The 16,838-nt window shown below is 58.2% G+C and carries 17 protein-coding genes and 1 pseudogene; 15 read left to right on the top strand and 3 right to left on the bottom strand.

Annotated elements, in window-relative coordinates:
* Positions 1–43: 43 nt before the first annotated feature.
* From ACZ9IU_RS27155 to ACZ9IU_RS27135, 5 genes are read left to right on the top strand one after another with little or no spacing between them, the layout of a single operon-like run.
* The gene (locus ACZ9IU_RS27155) at positions 44–1,048 is read left to right on the top strand and encodes an extracellular solute-binding protein (RefSeq protein ID WP_040124829.1); all 1,005 of its coding nucleotides are present in this window, start codon (positions 44–46) and stop codon (positions 1,046–1,048) included.
* A 50-nt stretch (positions 1,049–1,098) separates the two neighbouring features.
* On the top strand, positions 1,099–2,103 hold the full coding sequence (locus ACZ9IU_RS27150; protein WP_051900705.1) for an ABC transporter ATP-binding protein: 1,005 nt from the start codon (positions 1,099–1,101) through the stop codon (positions 2,101–2,103).
* Entirely contained in the window at positions 2,100–3,809 is a 1,710-nt protein-coding gene (locus tag ACZ9IU_RS27145) for an ABC transporter permease (RefSeq protein ID WP_040124831.1), read from the top strand. The genes ACZ9IU_RS27150 and ACZ9IU_RS27145 overlap by 4 nt, the downstream gene beginning before the upstream one ends.
* A 17-nt stretch (positions 3,810–3,826) precedes the next feature.
* On the top strand, positions 3,827–4,750 hold the full coding sequence (locus ACZ9IU_RS27140; RefSeq protein WP_040124832.1) for a sugar phosphate isomerase/epimerase family protein: 924 nt from the start codon (positions 3,827–3,829) through the stop codon (positions 4,748–4,750).
* The gene (locus ACZ9IU_RS27135) at positions 4,747–5,502 is read left to right on the top strand and encodes an inositol monophosphatase family protein (protein ID WP_051900472.1); all 756 of its coding nucleotides are present in this window, start codon (positions 4,747–4,749) and stop codon (positions 5,500–5,502) included. Before ACZ9IU_RS27140 ends, ACZ9IU_RS27135 begins: the two co-directional genes overlap by 4 nt.
* A gap of 54 nt (positions 5,503–5,556) precedes the next feature.
* On the opposite strand, the gene ACZ9IU_RS27130 is transcribed toward ACZ9IU_RS27135, so the two are convergent.
* On the bottom strand, positions 5,557–6,036 hold the full coding sequence (locus ACZ9IU_RS27130; RefSeq protein WP_040124834.1) for a hypothetical protein: 480 nt from the start codon (positions 6,034–6,036) through the stop codon (positions 5,557–5,559).
* Between the two features lie 156 nt (positions 6,037–6,192).
* On the opposite strand from ACZ9IU_RS27130, the gene ACZ9IU_RS27125 reads away from it, so the two are divergent.
* The 8 genes from ACZ9IU_RS27125 (at position 6,193) to ACZ9IU_RS27090 (ending at position 14,525) form a co-directional block, all read left to right on the top strand.
* A complete protein-coding gene (locus ACZ9IU_RS27125; protein ID WP_040124836.1) occupies positions 6,193–7,074 on the top strand; it encodes a glucosamine kinase nucleotide-binding domain-containing protein in 882 nt (293 codons plus the stop codon).
* Positions 7,071–7,829 (top strand): GntR family transcriptional regulator, encoded by a 759-nt coding sequence (locus ACZ9IU_RS27120; RefSeq protein WP_040124837.1) that lies wholly within the window; start codon positions 7,071–7,073, stop codon positions 7,827–7,829. Before ACZ9IU_RS27125 ends, ACZ9IU_RS27120 begins: the two co-directional genes overlap by 4 nt.
* A gap of 29 nt (positions 7,830–7,858) precedes the next feature.
* Entirely contained in the window at positions 7,859–8,893 is a 1,035-nt protein-coding gene (locus tag ACZ9IU_RS27115) for an SIS domain-containing protein (protein ID WP_244447558.1), read from the top strand.
* Positions 8,890–10,059: an N-acetylglucosamine-6-phosphate deacetylase gene (gene nagA / locus ACZ9IU_RS27110; protein ID WP_040124839.1), complete on the top strand. Its 1,170-nt coding sequence runs from the start codon at positions 8,890–8,892 to the stop codon at positions 10,057–10,059. Before ACZ9IU_RS27115 ends, nagA begins: the two co-directional genes overlap by 4 nt.
* 739 nt (positions 10,060–10,798) lie before the next feature.
* Positions 10,799–11,281 (top strand): hypothetical protein, encoded by a 483-nt coding sequence (locus tag ACZ9IU_RS27105; protein ID WP_157885305.1) that lies wholly within the window; start codon positions 10,799–10,801, stop codon positions 11,279–11,281.
* A gap of 121 nt (positions 11,282–11,402) precedes the next feature.
* Positions 11,403–12,677: an aminotransferase class I/II-fold pyridoxal phosphate-dependent enzyme gene (locus ACZ9IU_RS27100; RefSeq protein ID WP_051900476.1), complete on the top strand. Its 1,275-nt coding sequence runs from the start codon at positions 11,403–11,405 to the stop codon at positions 12,675–12,677.
* On the top strand, positions 12,671–14,014 hold the full coding sequence (locus ACZ9IU_RS27095; protein WP_051900478.1) for an aspartate aminotransferase family protein: 1,344 nt from the start codon (positions 12,671–12,673) through the stop codon (positions 14,012–14,014). The genes ACZ9IU_RS27100 and ACZ9IU_RS27095 overlap by 7 nt, the downstream gene beginning before the upstream one ends.
* On the top strand, positions 14,004–14,525 hold the full coding sequence (locus ACZ9IU_RS27090; protein ID WP_040124841.1) for a GNAT family N-acetyltransferase: 522 nt from the start codon (positions 14,004–14,006) through the stop codon (positions 14,523–14,525). Before ACZ9IU_RS27095 ends, ACZ9IU_RS27090 begins: the two co-directional genes overlap by 11 nt.
* Before the next feature lie 262 nt (positions 14,526–14,787).
* Here the strand turns inward: ACZ9IU_RS27090 and ACZ9IU_RS27085 are convergent, their stop codons facing one another.
* The gene (locus ACZ9IU_RS27085; protein ID WP_498957817.1) at positions 14,788–15,099 is read right to left on the bottom strand and encodes a hypothetical protein; all 312 of its coding nucleotides are present in this window, start codon (positions 15,097–15,099) and stop codon (positions 14,788–14,790) included.
* Positions 15,100–15,118: 19 nt separating this feature from the next.
* Between ACZ9IU_RS27085 and ACZ9IU_RS27080 the strand changes: the two genes are divergently transcribed.
* Positions 15,119–15,496 (top strand): hypothetical protein, encoded by a 378-nt coding sequence (locus ACZ9IU_RS27080; RefSeq protein WP_498957816.1) that lies wholly within the window; start codon positions 15,119–15,121, stop codon positions 15,494–15,496.
* The gene (locus ACZ9IU_RS27075; RefSeq protein ID WP_051900485.1) at positions 15,493–16,161 is read left to right on the top strand and encodes a TIR domain-containing protein; all 669 of its coding nucleotides are present in this window, start codon (positions 15,493–15,495) and stop codon (positions 16,159–16,161) included. The genes ACZ9IU_RS27080 and ACZ9IU_RS27075 overlap by 4 nt, the downstream gene beginning before the upstream one ends.
* A gap of 116 nt (positions 16,162–16,277) precedes the next feature.
* Here the strand turns inward: ACZ9IU_RS27075 and ACZ9IU_RS27070 are convergent.
* A pseudogene (locus tag ACZ9IU_RS27070) lies at positions 16,278–16,689 on the bottom strand (transposase); the annotation flags it as partial.
* Between the last annotated feature and the right edge of the window lie 149 nt (positions 16,690–16,838).

Here is a 16,838-nt window from a genome sequence, read left to right as displayed (position 1 = left end):
AGAGGGCCACCGGAATGACCGGGGAACCAAATGGGAGATTGCCATGCACCAGATTAAGCGCGTGTTGGCCCGCACGGCCGTGCTATTCGCTGTCGCCTTTCCGGCCTTGGCCGACAGCCTTGTTGTCTATTCGCCTCAGGGGGAGGAGAACGTTCATTGGATAACCGAAGAGGCTAAAGCCGCTGGTCACGACGTTCAGGTTCTGCGCGCGCCGGGAGGCGAACTTTTTGATCGGCTGGTTGCAGAGAAGAATAATCCGCAGGCCGATGTTGTCCTTGGCATGGTCGACACGTCCATGGCTCTGCTAAAGAAGAACGGCCTGTTCCAGCCGTACGTGCCGGTCTGGGCGGGGGACCTCCCGGCCCAGTACAAAGACAAGGAAGGTATTGTCCACAAATTCTGGAGCACACCGATCGTCATCGCCTATGACGCCGACAAGCTTTCCGCTGTTGGGGCGCCGAAAAGCTGGCTGGACCTGACAAAGGGCCAATACAAGGGCGAGTACGTCATCGGTAACACCGCCTGGCAGACGACAAGGGTCTATCTCGCCGGCATTCTGGCCCGGTTTCTCGATGACAAGGGCGATGTCACTCAAGCCGGGTGGGATTTTCTTGGCGCATTTTATGCGAACGCAATTGTCGTCGATGACGCCGACGCGCGTAAGGAGGCCTACAAGTCGGGCGGGGCAATCATCAATCTGAACTGGTTCGGGGGCGTCACCAAGGATGCCAAAGAGCTCGGCATGCAATTCAAGGTCATTGACACGGTGGGTGGCACGCCAGTCATCTCCGAAGGCGTTGCCATCATGGCGGGAACCGATCAGCTGGAAAAGGCAAAGGCGTTTGTCGACTGGTTCGGCTCAGCCGATGTCATGGCCGCCTATGCCCAAAAGTTCGGGCAGGTTCCCGTGTTGCCAGCGGCGCTGGCGAAATCACCGCCCGAAGTGCAGGCGAACGCGAATTTGGTGAAGGCGCAGCCAATCGACTGGGATGCGATCGCGCCCAGACTGGACAGCTGGCTTCAGAGGGTCGAACTCGAGGTCCGGTAAGGGTGTAAGACCGGGCGACGCAGATCGCCAGGTCTCACAGGAGTATGATCATGGCAACCCCAATCCTCATCATCGACAAACTCCATATTGGCTATGGCGACAAGGTCGTCATTCGCGACCTCTCGCTCGAGATTCATGAAGGTGAGTTCGTTGCTTTGCTCGGGCCCTCGGGCAGCGGCAAATCCAGCGTTCTGAGGGCCCTCGCGGGCTTTCATTCGGTCATGAGCGGCCGCATCGTCCTTGAAGGAAAAGATATCACCAAAGAGCCTGCGGAGCGCCGAAACGTCGGTATGGTGTTTCAGAACTACGCACTTTTTCCGACGATGACGGCGTTTGAAAACATAGCCTTTGCTTTGCGCGTGGCGAAAATACCTCAGGGCGAGATTCGAAGGCGCGTCGCACAAATCGCCGAAACTGCCGGCATCGCGGACCAACTGGACAAGAAGCCAGCAACCATGTCGGGCGGGCAACAACAGCGGGTCGCGATTGCGCGCGCGCTCGTCGCGGGCTCTAAGGTTCTTTTGTTTGACGAACCACTGTCCAATCTCGACGCCAAGGTGCGAGTGACAATGCGCCGCGAGATCAAACGGCTCCAGGAAGAATTCGGATTTACGGCGGTCTTCGTTACGCATGATCAGGAAGATGCGTTGACCATGTCGGACACGATCGTTGTGCTGGCGAACGGTGGTGTTGAACAAATTGGCAGCGGCCGTACTCTTTACCGGAGCCCCGCAACGCCGTTCATCTGCGAGTTCATCGGCGCAGCAAACGAACTGCCCACAACGCTTGGCGCTCAAATCCTGGGCTGCAGCTTTCGGGGACGAATCTTTGTCCGACACGAAGATGTTCTCATTGGGAAAACGGTAGAAGCCGGGTTACCGGCGACCGTCCACGACGTGGAGTTCCTTGGCGCCCACAGCCGCGTCGATCTAGATTGCGACGGGTATATTATTTCGGCAGCCGCCATGGGCGACACGTTGCCCGAAATCGGCGAGAGCGTGTCGTGGACGATCCGGGCGGGGTCAGCCCATATTTTCGAGGAAGCAAACCAATGAACCGCGCGGCTGTCGTCGAGCGCGTAGCCTATTGGATTGGGTTGGCGGCCCTGATCTGGATCGTCATGACCTTCCTGATCCTGCCGCTGTTGGCGTCGCTTCATGCGGCTTTTTTCAAGGACGGTAGCTTGGTGTTCGGCCAAGTCGTAAGCGAACTTTCGAGATCACGAAGGGTGCGCGCTGCCCTTTGGAACACCGTTTGGATGACGTCAGCGACGATGGTCACGGTGACCGTTGTTGGGCTTTTCCAGGTGCTTGTCCTCGAATATTTTCACGTGCGCGGTCGCGCGTTCTTGAAAATCATCTATGCAACGCCGCTGGTCTTTGGCGGCGTCGTTGCGGCGGCGGGCTACAACTTCACCTATGGTCCCGGAGGTGCGGTGACACATCTGGTGAAGGCCATCTTTCCCAGCCTCCCGCAAGACTGGTTCATCGGATGGTTTGGCGTGCTCTTCACGCATACATTTCTGATGACCACCTTTTACTATCTTTTTCTGCGTGCTGCGATGCGCCGCGTCGACTATGCGATCATCGAAGCCGCGCGCAGTATGGGCGCCTCCGAATACACTGTCCTGCGGCGTGTGGTACTACCCACGATCACGCCGTCGCTCCTCGCCGTCGCCCTCCTCACGCTCTACACCGCGATCAGTTCCTTCGCCGCGCCGCAGGTGCTGGGCGGTCGCGATTTCCACATGCTGAGCCAGATGGTGCTGACGCTCAACAGCCTCCGTCGCCCCGACATGGCCGCCTTTCTGGCGCTCATGATGGGGCTGTGTCTCATGGGACTTATCCTGCTGTCCCAATATTACGAAGCACGCGCCTCCGATGTCGGCGGCGCAAAAGCGACCGCCGCTATCCGGCTGCGTAAAATCCGAAGCCCCGTCGCGAACGGTGTACTCCATTTTTTTGCCTATCTTCTTGTGGCAATATACGTGGTGCCGATCAGTCTTGTCGTGCTCTTCTCCTTCGCCCCAGCCGCGAGCATCGGCATTGAGGTTATCCCGTCGAGCCTGACACTAAAAAACTATGCTCGCGTCTTTACCGAGGGCTCTGCCTTTCTTCCGTTCTTCAATTCGATAGTGATGAGCCTTGTCGCGGTAACGGTGGCACTCGGTGTTACACTCTTTGCCGTCCCGGTTATTCTGGGCCGGCGCAGTTGGCTGACCCGCTTTCTGGACATTGCTTTTTTTCTGCCGTGGGTCGTTCCTAGCATTCTGCTTGCGGTCGGGCTGATCGTCACCTTTGACACGCCCAACCCGTTTGTTGGAAACGCAGTCCTTCTTGGCAGCTACTGGTTACTGCCGATCGCTTACGCGATCGTCGCCTTGCCGCTTATGGTGAGGTTCCTGCGGGCGGCCTTCATGGGGATCGACCCGGCCTACAACGAGGCGGCCCGCTCAATGGGCGCTGCGGGTCTGTACCGATATCGACGTATCATCCTGCCGATAGTTGCGCCAACGGCGATCCTCGTGGCCGGGATGGCGTTCAACGATCTCCTGTCGGAATACCCGTTGTCGGCATTTCTATACAACGTCAACAACAAGCCACTGCCGATCGCAATCGTAGACAGCTCGCTGTCTGTCGATCCTGAGCAGGCCGCCCTCAATCTCGTCTATGTAACTCTAATCATGGCGTTTTCAATGGCGATCATTCTGCTGGCCGAGCGCATCGGCCTTGGCAAAGGTCCAGAAACCACTACATTGTAGAACAGGAGACTGATCCATTGGATACCTGCATCACCGTCTGGCATTGGCCCCACCAGGAGCGTTGGTACGACGAAGGCATTCGCAACTCGCTCACTCTCATCAAGGAAGCTGGTTTCACACACATCAACTGGAATCCCGACTCCGGAAGCTCGTACTGGTTAGCCGACGCCGAAATCGAGTTTACAAGCAAGATCGTGGCCGATGCTGGGCTAAAGGTTCATTCGGTTCATGCCAGCAATGGCCGTAATCCGATTACCGAGATCGGTCATAAACAACCTGGCCCTTTCGCTATGGAGATGCGCAAGGACATTCTGTCGCCGCATGATTGGCAGCGCCGCAGCGGTGTCGAGCTGTTGCGTAACCGTATCGACCTGGCAGCCGCGTTCCATTCTCCAAACGTAGTTCTGCACATCGATATCAACGACGACGTGTTCCGCAGCCAAGCCGCCGAACGAAAATACTTCGATCCCCTGTTCCAATCTCTCGACGAGATCAGGCCTTATTGCGTGGAGAAGGGCGTTCAGATTGCCGCTGAAACCCTCCTTTGTGCCAGCGCCGAGAATTTTCTCAACCTGTATGATCGCATCTTTGCTCGATACGGCAAGGAGTTCATTGGCGTCTGTTTCGATTGTGGCCACTGGGAACTGGTCGAGCCAGGCAAGCTCACGGTGCTGGAGCGTTTCGGGGATCGTCTCATCGCTACCCACATACATGACAATTTCGGAGCAATGGACGACCATCTTCTGCCGTTCGATGGCCGGTTGAACTGGCGCACCATCATCTCGGCCATCGCAGCCACTCCTTACCAGACGCCGCTCAACTTCGAAACGCCAATGGACCGGTATGGGATTCCAGAGTCCGCGTACTATCGCCGCGCTCACAGTGTTGCCGTCAGGCTCGAGGAGATGGTAGCCGAGGCGCGCGGGGGGAAAAGCGCATGAGGGCGCATGCGCTTACCGATCGGCTCGCAACTCTTCACGCTGTCATATCAGAGGTTGCGGCGTTCACGCTTGAGCGGTTCCACGATCGGGATGGGTGGACAGCCGAGACCAAAGGACCTTCCGACTACGTCAGTGCCGTCGATCGCGACGCAGAGACCCTTGCTCGGCGATTGCTGGCAGACAGCGGCCCAGACGATCTTGTTGTTGGTGAGGAACAAGGGGGAAACGCAACAGGTAGCTATTGGCTGATCGATCCGGTGGATGGTACCGCCAACTTTATCAGCGGAATCCCGATTTGGTCGGTTTCGATAGCCTACGTCGCAGCGGGCACGCCAGTGCTCGGCGCAGTCGCTCTGCCCGCGCTCGAAACACTAGTTTGGGCCACATCGGATGGCTCTCTTAACGTCGACGGGCCGTTGCAGATGATAGGGGCGAACGCGTCCGCGGCCTTTGGAATCGGCCGAAACCGGGAATGGCCGACGGCGCATCGAGTAAAGATAGAAGGTGAAATCGAAGCCGCAGGCTACCATGTAGTCAGCCTGGGTAGCTGCGCGGCTTCCCTTGCCCTCGTCGCAACGGGTCGGCTCGCCGGATACATAGAACACGGGACCAATCTCTGGGATTGTGCGGCTGGACATGTTCTCTGCCTTGCGGCAAGCAAGCCCTCCCTTATTGTGCCTGATCATGCCGATCAAAAGGTCTCCATCATCGCAGGCGCGGAGTTGCGACCCGTTGACCTGAGTATGCCATGACCAGACGAAGCAGGAGCTTGGCGCCGCCTAACGACTTCCAAGAGGTTCTGCTGCTCAGCCCGGTGCGAATGGAAGGAAGCCGACGAAACCGCTGATCTTCCAAGCCCCTCCTTCCTTCGTGCAAAAGAAAACCGACTGCCAGTTCAATGCCTGAAAACCGCCCTCCTCAAGGGCAATTTTGTCGTTGAATGTCTTTCTCGCGGTAGCCGTTTGACCTTCCACGCGGATGTCCAGCATAACGGATGCCCGGTAAAGGGCATCCCTGCGGTCCTCGGAATATCTGGTTGAAGCCGAGCGATCGGCATCTCCAAGCCAAGCGTCACGGTAGGCTTCAACTGTTGGGAATCGAACCTCCCAGTCTCCGGGATTGAGCGACCCCTTCGCATCCAGTCCGCAGAATCCGTCAAACTTGAACGAGGGTGCAAAGATGGTCCAGTCCTGGGCGACAAACCCTTCGACGTCTTTGCGTACGAGCATTTCCCAGATTGCATGGCGATCAGCGTCGAAAGGGAATGGATTTGCGTCGAAAGGCATTAGGGGTTCCTCGAGTGGGTGACCTCATCATGCTATTCGGTTCCCCGTTGACAGTCTGGTATGTTTGTGCGACGCACATACTAATAACGATAGCGTGTAACATGATCCGCGAGCACCGGCGTTGCTTGGCACGATCTCCCCCTGAGGAACGGTTTCATGACGGTCTACCTAGTTGGAATCGATGGTGGCGGTACGAGTTGCCGTGCGGCAGTTGCCAATTCGGACGGGCGGATCCTTGCAAGGGCCCACGCCGGCCCGGCCAACATTCTCTCCGATCCTGATACGGCGCTCGGCAACATAGCCGACGCGACCCGCGCGGCTTTCGACGCAGCTGGTATCGACACGGGCGATATCGCCTCGGCGCGCGCGGTGCTTGGCGTGGCGGGCAACAATGTCGGCAGCGCCGTTCAATACGTTAAGAACAAGCTACCCTTTGCCGAGTCAGACATCGAGTCAGATGGGCTGATCGCGCTACAGGGTGCGCTTGGCGACAGTGACGGAGCTGTCGCCATATTAGGAACCGGCACGATCTACATCTCTCGCCGGCGCGATACGGTGACCTACACCGGTGGATGGGGCTTTAATGTCGGCGACCTTGGCAGCGGCGCACGTATCGGCCATGCGCTTTTGCAAGAAGCGCTGCTCGCTCATGACGGCATCCATGACATGTCCGCAGTGAGTGCCTCGGTACTCGCGGAATTCAAGAACGATCCGCGGAATATCGTAGAGTTTGCGCGGCAGGCAAATCCGGGTGCCTTCGGTCGCTATGCTCCGCGGGTATTCGAACATGCCGAGCAAGGCGATGCCGTCGCTACCCGGCTGCTGCATGATGCGGCTGTTTTGGTGGACAAAGCGCTTGATTGTCTTGTTGCAAGAGGAACACGAAAGATTTGCCTTCTCGGCGGGTTGGGGCCGCTCTATTCGTCCCGGCTCGCCACCCGGCATCAACAACTCATGGCCACACCTGAGGGTGATGCACTGAGCGGGGCCATCGCCTTGGCGGTCTCGCGCTTCGGTGGCCAGCAGGCTATCGAATGAGTGACGGGCCGGCCGTAGTGCCCCCACGATGGTGCAAAGATGCCGGGGGCGCGGGTCCGCGCTATCATAGGCTTCGCATGGTGATCGAAAAGGCAATACTCTCTGGGGAGCTTAAGGAAGGCGAGGTTCTTTGCCCCGAGCGGGATCTGGCTGACCACGTGCAAGTCAGCCGTGTCACGGTTCGAAAAGCAATCGACCATCTCGTCCGCGACGGATTTCTGGCGCGTCGGCCCGACTCGGGGACTTTCGTTGCAGGATCGACGGTCCGCGCGCATCGCCTTCTATCATACGCGAGCTCTTTGATCCGTCACGGTTGCTGGCCTGGATCGAAAATTGAGTGGATCGAGCGAAGCACGTCTCATCCGTCCCCCGAGGAGATGATGACACTCGGCCTGCCAGGTGACAGCCGAGTTGCACGCCTCGGTCGCTTACGGAGTTCAGCGGGCCGGCCGCTTGCCATCGAACGGACGTCGATTTCCGTGGAGTTCCTGGGCGACACGTTTGATGTTACCTCCTCGATCTACAAGGCGCTCGCGGACGCGGACTTTCGACCTGTCCGAGCGATCCAGCGTATTTTGGCATGCAACATCGATGATCCCGACGCCAGCATGCTCGGCGTAACGATTGGAGCGGCCGGTCTCTTGACGAAGCGCGTGGCCTATCTTGCGTCGGGCCGCGCGATCGAATTCACCAGCTCACTTTTTCGGGGTGATGCCGACTGTTTCGTCACCGAACTCACCAATCTCGATAACTGAACCTCCTCCCACGAAACAGGACCGCTATCATGCAGGCAACCGTGCAGACGAACATGCGCCGAGAAATCGACGAAATTCCAGAGGCTGCGGCAAGGTTGCTCGATCACGCAGCGAAAGATTTCGCTGCGATCGGCGCGGCTTTGCGCTCCAAGGACCCTGCATTCGTCGTTACCGTCGCGCGCGGCTCATCCGACCACGCAGCATTGTTCCTGAAATATGCGATCGAGCTCACGGCCAAATTACCTGTCGCTTCAATTGGGCCGTCACTCGCATCTATCTACGGCACCGAGCTCAACCTTGGTCGCGGCGCAGCCATCGCGATCTCGCAATCTGGGAAAAGCCCCGATATTGTAGCCCTGGCGGGCACCGCCACGCGCGCCGGCGCCACATCGATCGCTCTGACGAATACGGTCCCTTCACCGCTTGCGGGCGCCTGCAACCATTCCCTTGACATTCTTGCCGGTCCGGAAAATGCGGTCGCCGCCACCAAGTCTTATGTGAACTCCGTCGTCGCCGGCCTTGCGGTGCTGGCTGAGTGGACGGGAGATTCGGCACTTGGACGCGCCGTAACCGATTTGCCGAAGTATTTTGCCGCAGCGGCGAGACTTGATTGGCGGGAATTTGCTGCCGACGCCGGCGAAGCCGAATCCATCTATGTGCTGGGCCGCGGCCCGGCGCTGGCGATCGCCAACGAGGCGGCATTGAAGTTCAAGGAAACGACCGGGATTCATGCCGAAGCCTTTTCCGCCGCGGAAGTCCTGCACGGCCCCGTCGCAATCGTCGGCACGCGCTTTCCGGTGCTCGCGCTTGCGGCCCGCGATGCAGCAGAGAGGTCGGTCGCGGAAGTGGCCGACGATCTGGTTTCCAAGGGCGCCTTCGTCCATATCACGTCGCCACTCTCGGCAAGGGCAAAGCCACTGCCCTTCGTCGAGACCGGCCACCCAATCACCGATGCACTGGCGCTGATCCTGCCATTTTACGTTTTCGTCGAAGCCTGGTCACGCTCGCGAGGCCATAATCCGGATGCGCCCGCAAACCTGAAGAAGGTCACGGAAACCCGATGAGTTCGAACCTTACAATAAAAGGTGCTCGGATCTTCGACTGCATGGAATGGCATGACGATTCCCTCCTTGTTGTTGAGGCCGGGCGCATCGTCTCGATCGTTGCCGAAAAGCCCGACCGAACTGGAGAAACGGTCGATACACGCGGTCACATTCTTGTCCCAGGCTTCATCGATTTGCAAGTCAACGGCGGTGGCGGTGTTCTTTTCAACGAGCAACCGACGCTCGAAGGTATCCGGAAGATCTGTGAAGTCCACGCGCGGTTCGGCACGACAGCCTTGCTGCCGACGCTGATCACCGACACACGTGAGGTGACAAAAGCTGCCATCGAGGCAGGTGTCGAGGCGAAAGCAGCTGGGATACCCGGTTTCCTTGGACTGCATCTCGAAGGGCCGCACCTGTCTATGATGAGAAAGGGCGCTCACGATCCGTCGCTCATCCGCCCTATGCAAGAACGAGATCTCGATGAACTGCTTGCCTGCATGCGGGCACTCGGTTGCCTGATGGTGACCGTTGCTCCGGAGAATACAACTATCGAGCAGGTGGAACGTCTTGCCGATGCAGGTATCACCGTCAGTCTCGGCCACACGGATGCAAGCTTTGAGATCGCCTGCGCATACGCGGCAGCGGGAGCCCGCGTTGTCACCCATCTGTTCAATGCGATGAGCGGTCTGGGTCACCGCGAGCCGGGGGTCGTCGGCGCCGCACTGGCGACCGGTACGTTCTTTGCGGGGATAATCGCCGATGGCTTCCATGTCGAACCGGCAGCAATGGACATTGCGATCCGAAGCAAACAGGGCCCCGGCCAGATTTTCCTGGTTACCGATGCGATGTCGACCATCGGCACCGATATGAAGCGCTTCCACCTGAACGGCCGCAAAGTCGTACGCGAAGGCGGGCGCCTGATGCTTCACGATGGCACCCTCGCCGGCGCCGACACTAATATGCTTTCCTCTGTGCGTTTCGTGAATGAAAAGCTTGGCGTGCCACTGGAGGAAGCGCTTCGGATGGCTTCAGCCTATCCTGCCGACGCCGTGGGTATTGCCAACCACAAAGGCCGGCTTTTGCCTGGAGCCGACGCGGACTTTGTACTGCTGACGCCCGGGCTTGAGTTGGAGTCGAGCTGGATAGGCGGGCGCAAGATCTTCGAATCCAACGTTGACATGTGAATGCAATTCGACTTGTCACGGTTTCCCCTCTGGCGCCTTGGCCAAGCTTTACCTGTCGGCGTGCGCCGGTTTTAAAAATCGAACGCCAGCTCCTCCACCATTCTCTGGAATGAACTCTACCCCTGCGCTTTCGAGAGCAAGTTGAATAGCCTTGAGGTTGGCAGTCGTAATAGATGAGACTCCCTTGTCCGATTCCGCGCGCCGCACAGTCGAAATTCCGACCTGAGCCGCAGCCGCGAGCTCATCAGCACTCCATCGGACCAAGCCTCTTGCCGCGCGTATTTGTGCTCCGGTAATCATTTTCATTTCTAGTTCCATTGAACCATTTCAGTTCATATGATATTTAAAAGTTCTCTCGTCCTCGCGCAGATTGCGTTTGGGGCCGAGCGTATGAGACGGTTGCCTCTACTGTTGCGAGCAGCATAGGCAACCTACCCACAATCTAGCTGTCTGGAGCTTGGATCATGGCTGATTCTGAGAATAGCAGAACTTTGTCTGCGATCATCCGCCGAAAATCACCGCGCAGAACTACGGACGATCCTCATGAATCTCGTTGTTATCAGGGCCGGCTCCAATGACCTCGCCCGGGAATAGGGATGCCTCCCCCGAGACCACGCGCAGAAACTTCCTGTCACGCGCTGCGGCTTCGATCGCAGCCGCGCCCGCCCCGGCAGGTGCGGTGGTGCGGACGGAGAGTTCGGAGCAAAACGATCCGGTGGTATCACTCTGGAGAGACTGGATGGTCGCCCACAGGCTCTGCGGGGAAGCCTGCCGCCGGCAGCAAAAGCTCGAGAGGGAGTTACTTCAAGAATTTGGAAGTTTCCCCCGCACGAAAGTCCTGCTCTCCGAAGACTGTGGTTTCATGTGGGCCTATTCCGGCCGCGAGATCGACCGTCTTTTGCCGAACGCTGATCAGGATGAAATGCGGAGGCAAGCAAGGGCAGCATTGGCCGCAAGCCGGAGCGAATGGAAGAAGGCGGACACGCGTGTTGGATATACGAGGTCGAAAAAAGCCGAAGAGGAAATCGCAGATGTCGAAGAGGGGTTGGCAAAGGAATTGTGGAGCACGGCCCCTCATTCTGTCGCCGGCGTCGCGGTGAAGCTGCATTCACTCCTGGAAAAAGAGGATCCACGCTCTGCCCTACAGGAAGCGCCGTGGCCGGAGCTTCGGACGATCCTGGCTGATCTTGTGCGGGTTTGTGCAGGTCCGCATCCGATCTGAGCGGGTGCACGTCAACTCCCAACCGTGCTTTCGTCAGATCGATATATCGTCTCTACATCATTGATATCGTTTGCTATATGTCCATTCTGCGCTCACCCTTCCTTGATATTGGGAGGGCACAATGACGAAAGACAGTCGGACCTCTGCAGCCAAACCGCGATCGATCCGGAATACCCAACGTATCATCGAACGCGCCGACCCCATCTTCGCTCTTGCGTTTGATGCAGGTGTGATGGGACTGAGCGGGAAGTCGGTTGAACGACGCCTCGTCCATGTTAGGGACCGCCAGAACGGCACCCACGAAGTCGTCGACTTCGTCCGCTGTTCCTACCTCGGTCTCGACAATCACCCAGCCATCATCGCAGGGGCCATCGAAGCGATCGCGGATTATGGCTCTCTGCACTGGTCCTGCGCACGCACGCGCCTCAATTTCGGGCTGCTCGCTGACCTTGAGGAGAACCTTTCCGATCTGTTTCAGGCGCATGTCATTACGTTCTCCACCGTGCTTGCCGCCAATCTGAGTGCCATGCCGATCCTGGCTTCCGGTTCCCTGACCGGAGGCGATAGACCGCTTGTCGTCTTCGACCGGCTGGTCCACGCGACGCTGGCGGTCCACAAGCCGCTCGTCGCTGCCGAGACCACGGTGCTCACCATCGATCACAATGATGTCGATATGCTCGAGCAGATCTGTCGGGCAAACCCGATCGTGGCCTTTGTCTGCGATGGTCTCTATTCCATGGGCGGTGCAGCCCCGATCGGCGAACTGCTCAGGCTGCAACGGCAATACGGATTATTCCTCTACATCGATGACGCCCACGGCATATCGCTTTTCGGTTTCCGAGGGGAAGGCTATGCCCGATCGTCCATCGGCCAGGAATTGGGGGATCGCACCATCATTGCCGCGTCGCTTGGCAAGGGTTTTGGCGCCTCAGGCGCGCTGCTCATGCTCGGGTCGCAACGCCAGGAAGACCTCTTTCGCCGGTTTGCCCTGGCATTCGCCTTTTCGGTTCCTGTCAATCTTGCCGGCGTCGGCGGCGCGATCGCATCGGCCAATCTTCACCGCACCCAGGAGCTCCTCGATCGCCAAATCGCATTGGGAGAGCGGATCAAACAGTTTGATGCCATGATCGAAACCGAGCAGACCTCCCTGCCCTTTCCGATCCGCACCATCATGCTCGGAGACGAGCGCGCAGCTATTTCAGCGGCGCGCCAATTGCTCGACCGCGGCCTCTATACGTCCGCGATCTTTTTTCCGACGGTGGCCCAGGGAAGAGCGGGTTTGCGCGTTTGTCCGACGGCCACCCATCTGGTCGAAGAAGTCGATTGGTTAGGCCGCGAGCTGAGGTCCATTATCGACGGACCTGCGGCCGACGGATCGGGACCGCGTCCATGCTGATCACCGGCGTCTCCGCGGCAGCAAATCGGCGGGCACGACGCGTCATGCCCATGGGAAACACAAGAAGCTCAGCATTTGCCACGCCATATCCTATCTATCTTGCATCAGGGGAGGGAGCCGATGTCACGGACGTGGATGGCAACCGCTATCTCGACTTCCAGAACAACTTCACCGCGCTGATCCACGGTTATGGTCATGCCGACGTCACAAGCGCATTGCTGGCGCAATTGATGAAGGGCTTGAGCTTTGCGAACCCGACATTTCCCGAGATTGAACTCGCGGAGCTTCTCTGCGACCGGGTAGCGCATTTCGAGCAAGTGCGCTTCACCAACACCGGTTCCGAAGCGGTGATGATGGCCATCAAGGCTGCAAGGGCTTTGACCGGCCGGACGCTGGTGGCAAAATGCGAGGGCGCCTATCACGGGAACTACGACGCGGTCGAGATCAACGTCTCCGCGCCGCCAACCCGCTGGACCGATGGCTGTGGGGGCTGCAGCCTTGAGCACGACGGATTAACCGCTTCCGTCGCGCAGCAGACGGTCGTGATCCCCTTCAACGACATCGAAAATAGCGATCGCATCCTCTCTGCTGCCGGATGCGACCTCGCTGCCGTGCTGATCGACCCCCTGCCCTCCCGTGCCGGCCTCGTTCAGATCACTCCGGAATATCTTGCCTACCTGAGACGATGGACGTCAGCCCGATCCGCTCTTCTGATCTCCGACGAGGTGTTGAGCTTCAGGCTCGGATACACCGGGGCCTTCGGCGAAGGCTCGATCAAGCCCGACATCACCGCCTTCGGCAAAATCATCGGCGGTGGCCTTCCCATCGGTGCAGTCGCGGGCGGCAGCGATGTGATGAAGGTCTTTGCGCCATTGGGCAAACGACCACATGTCGCGCATTCAGGCACGTTCACAGCCAATCCGATGACCATGGTTGCGGGCCTGGCTGCGATGGCCGCCATGACGAAGGACGAGTTTCACCGCATCAATCAACTCGGTGACGATGCGCGACGCGTGCTCGCCGATGCGTTTCGAAGCGCGGGCGTGACCGGGGCGGTCACCGGCACCGGATCACTGTTTCGCATCTTCATCGGTGCCGGCAAAATCTCAAGTTATGCCGACGCCTATCTCGCCTCGCGCCATTCATCTACGCTCGGCGACGTTATCAGGCACATGCGCGATCGCGGCGTTCTGATTTCGCAAGTCGGCCTTGGGGCGATTTCGACTCCGATGACGCCGACGGACGTCGGCATGCTTGCGGCAGTCTTCGAAGACGCCCTGGGCGCGGTGGTCGGCAGACCCGATGCGAGGAAAGAGGTCGCAGCCGATGAACCTTGAGACCGAACGGCTGTTCATGCGGCCGGTGACCACCCGCGACGGCGACGCGCTACACCGCCTCCATACTGATCCGCTTGTCGTCGAACTTATCATGCAGGGCAAACCGCTGACGCGGGCCGAATCTGACGCTCGTCTCGATCTCTATCTCAATGAGTGGGATCGCTATGGCTATGGCTTCTGGATGATCTATCTCAGGGAACCGAACGGTGACCTGACCTTCGTTGGTCGCGCGGGACTGCGCCGATATGACGAAAATAATGTCGAGGTTGGTGTCTGCCTGTTCGGGTTTTCCTCTGGTAAGGGGATCGCCGGCGAAAGTCTTGAAGCCGCGATCGAGTTCGGCTTTCGACGCCTTCCTCTGCGCCGGCTGGTTTGCGTCGTCAGGCCTACGAACATCCGGTCTCAGAAGGCCATGCTGCGGCTGGGATTTTCGTTCGTCGGCATGACCGAACATCTTGGGACCGCCTTTCGCTTCTATGAGATGCAACGACCCTGCAAATTTGCACTGTGAGGCTCGGGAGTTCGGATCTGATAACGCCACCAGATTCTCCGGGATGTTCCGGATAGCTCCAAGCTACTAAATCCGCTCATAAGACTCTTGTGTACGGAGCTCCGACGGCCAGAATCTAGAACGTAGCCCCGATAGGCCGTCAGATGATTACCGTGGAAGCGCCGAGCGGAGGTAGAGGCTTGCCGAGGTTGCGGCCCTTGGTAAGCGGCTTAAGCTTCTGATATCGGGCTGTTGCGGAGAATATTGGCTTAATCTCCGTAATTCATGCGGCGATTAAGCTTGGAAACATCCCGGGAATAGCAGACAAAATTATCGCGCTGATACCAGGTAAAGGCGGAGCTGCTGTTGTCGCCCCCATCGCCGCAGTGGCAGCTGCTGCCTCATCTGTGGCCTTAAAGCCCGCGAGGAAAAAGGAAGCAGAGGCCGAAGGGTAGCATTCGATCGGGTCAGTCATTGCTGGAGCTTGAATCTCGAGCGGCTCGATACTTTCTGGGGAGAAATGAAGCTGCCAGTTGTGGCCGACGCCGCCTTTCGTAAAATGAAGCATGATTCCAACGGAAAAGCTCGTTGACATGCGATTAAAGCACTTGGAGATGATCCAAGCTGTTGTTGCGCGCATGTCGGGCTACAGTGCAACGCTGAAGAATTACTGCATCACGTTAGTAATTGCGGTCATCGGCTTCGCTTTGACCATGAAACAGGCGAACCTGATTGCCTTGGCGGCTCTAGCTATTGTCACTTTCGCCTATCTTGATGCCCGGTACCTTCAGCTCGAACGATCATACCGTTCACTGTTTAACGACGTGCGTCTCCAGGACTGGGATGCCCGCCCTCTGTTTGACCTGAGACCAAGCCTTCTCGACAAGCATCCCTATTGGGAAGCTTTCCTAAGCTGGTCCATTGTAGGATTCTATGCGCCTGTCCTCGTCGTCGTATCCATCATCTATGTTTTATCCAGGTTTATAACATGACAGGGATATTCGGGCTCTACCCTCCTGTCGTACAGCAGAAGAAGCGCCGAACCTTCTTCTCCTTTCACTACGCCGACATCATGCGTGTGAACGTCGTCAGAATGAGCGGAGAGTTTGCAACTTCATCGACGGCATTCGGCCGCAATATCGAGGGGTATTATGACGGAAGCCTGTGGGAGAGCAGAAAGCTCCAGGGTGACGATGCACTAAAATCACTTATCCGTACCGGTGTTGAGAACACCTCAACCGTATGCGTTCTCGTTGGGTCGGAGACTTGGCAACGGCGCTGGGTCAAATACGAGATCGCCCGCAGCGTGATCGACGGCAAGGGGCTGCTCGCGATCCATATAAACAGCATCAATCACCATCAGCGCCATAGGCCGGACGAGCGCGGGCTAAACCCATGCAGAATGATAGGTCTCGGCCGGGCGGATAACGGAAGCATCTTTCTTTGTGAGCGCGTCTGGAGGAATGGCAGGTGGATCTGGGAGTGGTACCAGGACTACACCCAGGCTGTACCTTTCCCAGGGTACTTCAAGGATCCGCTGCCTGTTGGAACGGCGGCGGCGCTAAGCGACTTCACTCGCGAGTACGACTGGATGCAGAACGGGCATCATAATATTGGGGGCTGGATCGACATGGCTGCTGCGGACGCCGGTCGATAGCCTCGCGATCATTCTCTCGCAAAGCTCGCCGCCTTTCCAGATGGCGGGCGAACTCAGGAGGTGGCTCGGTTTGTCTGAACAGTTTCGGGCGCTTCGCTAAGTGTATTCCGCCGCGGTTATGCCGCCACCATCATCGGTGCCAGCGCGTTGAAGGAGGGCTGATCCGGCGTCTGCCGGCCACCGGATGAATGTGAGCGTCGGCTATTGCAAAAGGGCAGGTATCGGCCGACGCCGACGCGGGCTTCGGACACGGTCTTATCGGCGTGGAGGTAGACATCATTGTATTTGATCCAACGAAAGACCCGTTCGACGAACACATTGTCCCCCACGCACCCTTGCCACCCATCGAGATGGCGATTTCGGCCTTCTCCAGCACCGTCGTGGATTCCATGGAGGTGAAATGCGAGCCTTGGTCGGTATTAAATATTCCGGGTCGCCCTAAGGGACCAGCGCTTCCTCGACTGCTTCGATGCGGAATGCTGCTTCCATCGTGATCGACTGCCGCCACGACAAAACCCTCCGGCTGAAACCGGAGCCATCGTCGCCGTCATGCTGCTTGGAACGGCGGTAGCTGAGCTGTTAACCCGGAGTGGTGGAGAGAAGGACGACAGACTAATTTCAGAGGAAAGCGTTCCCAAGTGCCCCCTAGCCCCCGTCGGCGTGCCTCGGGAAGAACC

This window comes from Mesorhizobium sp. USDA 4132 (genome assembly GCF_056279545.1).
Note: the sequence above shows the minus strand (reverse complement) of the source record. Positions and strands in the feature narration are given on the sequence as shown.